A 4,193-nucleotide genomic window follows, 5' to 3' on the forward strand; every position below is an offset into this window, starting at 1 on the left:
CTCATCCTTTTTCGTCCTTTCTTGCTCAGCTTATCGCTTTTCTTGTTCAGCTTTTTTGCGGACAACCTGAACAGGTACGATGAGGGCACTCACGCTCAGGTCTCGATGACGGAAAACCATACAGGCAGGGAGTTCTTGCTTCACCTCCATTTGTTGGAGTAGGTGCTGCTGCGAGTCAGCAGTAAGATCCCTATGATGATGGGGTCCGGCACTCTCTGAGTACAGATGATCCAAAGAACACCGGACCATGTTATGCTTTGTGTAGATCATGGTCCGGTGTTCTTTGGAAGGCTTGGAATGCTCGACTTTTCTTGTGGCGTGGTTTGTGTAGGAGCTAGATAGATTACACTCAGTGTTCTTCAATGATCATGTTTTGACGCAGATGTTCTATCGCTGCTAGCACTTTTTGTAGCGCCCTTTGTTCTCCTGCGCTGGGAACACGTTGTTGTGCCTGGAGGCGTTTCTCATAATTTTCGAAATGCTTTACGATCGTCTCCAATTTACTTTGTTCGCGTCGTGCAATACTCTCTGTTTTGCTCTTCTCCACAATCGGTTGTATTATAACCGGCTGACCGACTGGCTGACTGACTGGCTGTACTGTTTGATCTGGCTCATCCTTCTCGAATGGCCAGGGCAATCGTGGCCCCTCTGATTCCTGTTCCTTATTTAGAGGGATTGGAGCCTGTAGTGTTGCCTGTTTTGCCTGTTCAGCCAGCGCCTGTTGTAAGTTCTCCACATAAGCCTCAACCTCGCTGCCCGTAATATCTTCAGCTAAGAGTGCATTGATGGCATCCGTGCGTATCACACTATCCTCGATATTTTTTAAGAAGTACGCTGCTCGAATCGTGGTTGGTTTCTCTTCCACCATATCCTGGACATCTTCCGGGGCTTTTAGCAACTCAAGTCGATTCCGGATATAGCCGCGCGAAACCTGTAAACGTTCAGCGATTTGCTCCTGTGTCAGAACCTCTCCCATCGAGCGAAACATATAGGCTTCATCAATCGGAGATAAATCATCCCGCATCAGGTTTTCATTGGCGGCCAGAAACATCATTTCCTGGTCCGTGATCTCTTGTATCATAACAGGCAATTTTTGTAAGCCCGCCTGTTTTGCCGCCTCTCTTCTCCGATGTCCATACACCAATTGATACGCCTGCGCATCGTTGGGATCCCGTCGTGCTAAGAGAACGCCGCGAAAACCATACTGACTTATTTCCAGTGATAGGGTGGTCAGGCGTTGTTCATTCATCCGTCTTCTGGGTTGATATGGATTATCGTGCAGCAATTCAATCGCAATATGGGGCAAATCATTCCCATCCGTGATGGCTTCTACCTGCTCTTTCATTTCCTGGAGTCGTGGTGGAAGATCTCCATAGAGTGCATTTCCATCGACAGCAGTTGCTGCCATATCTTCATTCAGAAAATCTGACGCAAATATGCTATTGATTTTCTTTTTCGGCTTTACCATATACACTACCTTCCCCTATGATAGCTGTTGCGTAACGTGAAGAGCCGGTCCTGATAGGTTACCATCTTGAACACAGCTATTGCGCAACGTAACGAAACAATCTTGATCGACTTTTTCCTGGCCTTACCGATCAAGCAACACGACGAAGCAGTTTTACTGCGATGTCCTTCTCGATCTTATCTCTCAAACCGAGCCATGGAACTACCCTTGTTTCGCGGCCTGTTTCTTCTGGATTTTTTCTTCGGCCTGTTGCTGGTCATCCTGTCTCATTTTCTGGACCATCGACGCGACTTTTGTCTGTGCTGGCCCGCCAATGTGTTGTAAAAGCTCATGCAGAACATACCAGTAAGATTTGGCACATTTAGAATAGGGATTATCCAGGACAATGAGCGATCCTTGCTCCAGTGACTCTCCGAAATCTTTGCTCTGCTCGATATAGGTTTCGCACAGAGGAATAGCGAGTTTGCTACCCTCTATCAACTCTTGCACATTCGCCATCATGTTTTTGTGCACGCGCCAGTTTTGGACCTTATTGAAGTACGTACCTGCTACCTTCAAATTGGGATTGGCGCGTTTCTTCGTTTCCTGTAATGTGCCAATCGCGCCCTGCAGTCCTTCAATGGCGTGCTTTTCAGGGATCAAAGGGAATACCATATAATCAGCAGCGGTATATACATTCATCGTCCCTGCCAGCAGACCGGGCGCACAGTCAAAGACCATATAGTCATAATCATCTTCAAGTGGAGCTATTGCTTCCCGGAGCTGTTCATTCCAATAAGTTACCCGCGATTTGAGGTCAAAATCGAGAGAATTTGCGGCCAGTGTAATCGGAACCAGATCGGGACCCCGGCGTGGCTGCACATGTTCGGAAGTACGTGCCGGATCAAAGAATTGCATAGTTTCTGGATGGATATAGGTTGGAATAATAGCTTCTTTGAGCGAGACTTCACCCAGCAGGACCTCTTTAATGGTCTTGCCTTTGTTGAAGCGCCGGTTACGTCCCAATACATCACATGTATGCGCTTGAGGATCAACATCGAAGACCAGCACGCGACTTCCCACCAGGGAAAGTGAGGTTCCATGAGTCGCCGTAGATGCAGTTTTCGTCACGCCGCCTTTTTCGTTGGAATAGCCTATTTTTATCGCCATGTTCGTTATGAACTCCTTTTCAATAGAATAAAGAAGGTCTCTTTGGAGTAGTGAGTTCTGTTTACCCTGAAATGGCTCGGCCGAGCCATTTTGGAAATTTTGTAGTAAAATCATCGTTGTCTGTTATCGGAGACAAATATCCTCCTGGGAAGTGTTTTCCCAAAATGGCTCGGCCGAGCCATTTGCTGATCTTTTGTAATAAAACCATAGTTGTCCATTAAAGTCAACCAGACAAGCTGTTTAAACAGTAGAAATCCTCATGAGAACTTCAAATGGCTCGGCCGGGCCATTTGAGGATGTCAAAGAGAGAGTGTTGTACGATTTGATTGCCAGGAGATCGAAGCGTCCCGTGTGGATGGTACTGTTTTAAGAATGGCTCGGCCGAGCCATTTTGAGGATGTCAAAGAGAGAGTGTTGTACGATTTGATTGCCAGGAGATCGAAGCGTCCCGTGTGGATGGCGCCGTTTTAAAAATGGCTCGGCCGAGCCATTTTGGGTGCCTTGCATGGTAGATCTGATCCTTAAAATAGAATCTGATAGCAAATTTGCCAGGCAGAAGATCGAAGGACCATCCTTCAACAAGTCTGATGTAATGAGATCAGCGCTTCTATATGTCACGATGTCGCTATGTCGCTATGTAACTATACAGCGATGCAGCCAAGCGTAGGTCTCATCCCTTATGGCGAGACGCCGTGAATCGTACATTCAAACGCCACTCCAAACGCCACTCGCCGCGTCCAACTTGTTCGTTTGTTTTGTTTCTTCACAGATCTGCTTCTAGCAGGAAGGAGAAGGTAAACCGTGCCTGAGCAGAATCTTCCGATAAGCCAGGGAACAGAGATGGACGCTTTACAGTGCCTCCTCGTAAAGAATGAGATCTACCATTCAGGGATGAATAACTATTCGTGCGACAGGCTATCTTTCTGGATCTGACCGAATTTGTTGCGTCGTTCCCAAAATGGCTCGGCCGAGCCATTTTGGGCGCTGATCTGATGCCTGTATGGGTGAGTACCTGAGCAAACGCAGCGACTTCTTCCATCCAGGAAGGAGTCGAGGGCGAGGGTTCAGGCGTAATCTGGATGGTTACCGAAGAACGCGTCATACTACGAGAGTATTCTCTTTGTGTCAATTTGGGCAATCTGTGAGATACATGTGTGATTGGTTTGCTCTCAAGGCGCACCAGAAGCCTCGCGCGTACCGTGAACATCTCTCCTTATGAGAAAAAGAGATCCCTGCCAGATTTCCTTCGCAGGGATCTCTCGGCTTCCCATACTTTCTTCATGAGAATAAACTCTTAGCGTTGTGCTAATATTGCTATGTCCAAGCAGTTCTTGAATGACTTTTACATTTACCCCCATACCCATGAGGATGGTAGCAGCCGAGTGACGTAAATCATGGAAGTGCATTGGATCAAGCCCTGCTTCAGCTAGCAAAGAATGGAATTGTTTTTGTAAGGCATGGTTCAAAACCACGTGACACTTTTGAACAATCAGGCAGCGAGAGCAGAATAACCCAAAGCTGCCAACCAATCTCCCTCGGGAACATTTGAATCCGTCCGTTGTAAAGGGGAAAGTCC

General features: G+C 47.2%; 4 protein-coding genes. All 4 read right to left on the bottom strand.

Annotation, left to right across the window (positions count from 1 at the left end; all coding sequences use genetic code 11):
* Positions 1-349: 349 nt before the first annotated feature.
* Entirely contained in the window at positions 350-1,468 is a 1,119-nt protein-coding gene (locus tag F1593_RS27380) for a ParB/RepB/Spo0J family partition protein (RefSeq protein ID WP_149404727.1), read from the bottom strand.
* Positions 1,469-1,669: 201 nt separating this feature from the next.
* The gene (locus F1593_RS27385) at positions 1,670-2,617 is read right to left on the bottom strand and encodes a ParA family protein (RefSeq protein ID WP_172632512.1); all 948 of its coding nucleotides are present in this window, start codon (positions 2,615-2,617) and stop codon (positions 1,670-1,672) included.
* Positions 2,618-3,380: 763 nt separating this feature from the next.
* Complete coding sequence (locus F1593_RS27390; protein WP_149404729.1) at positions 3,381-3,719, bottom strand: hypothetical protein; 339 nt, start codon at positions 3,717-3,719, stop codon at positions 3,381-3,383.
* 67 nt (positions 3,720-3,786) lie between these two features.
* A partial coding sequence (locus tag F1593_RS27395) for a tyrosine-type recombinase/integrase (protein ID WP_149404730.1) occupies positions 3,787-4,193 on the bottom strand: 407 nt, incomplete at its 5' end.

This window comes from Dictyobacter arantiisoli (genome assembly GCF_008326305.1).
Classification (GTDB): Bacteria; Chloroflexota; Ktedonobacteria; order Ktedonobacterales; family Ktedonobacteraceae; genus Dictyobacter; species Dictyobacter arantiisoli.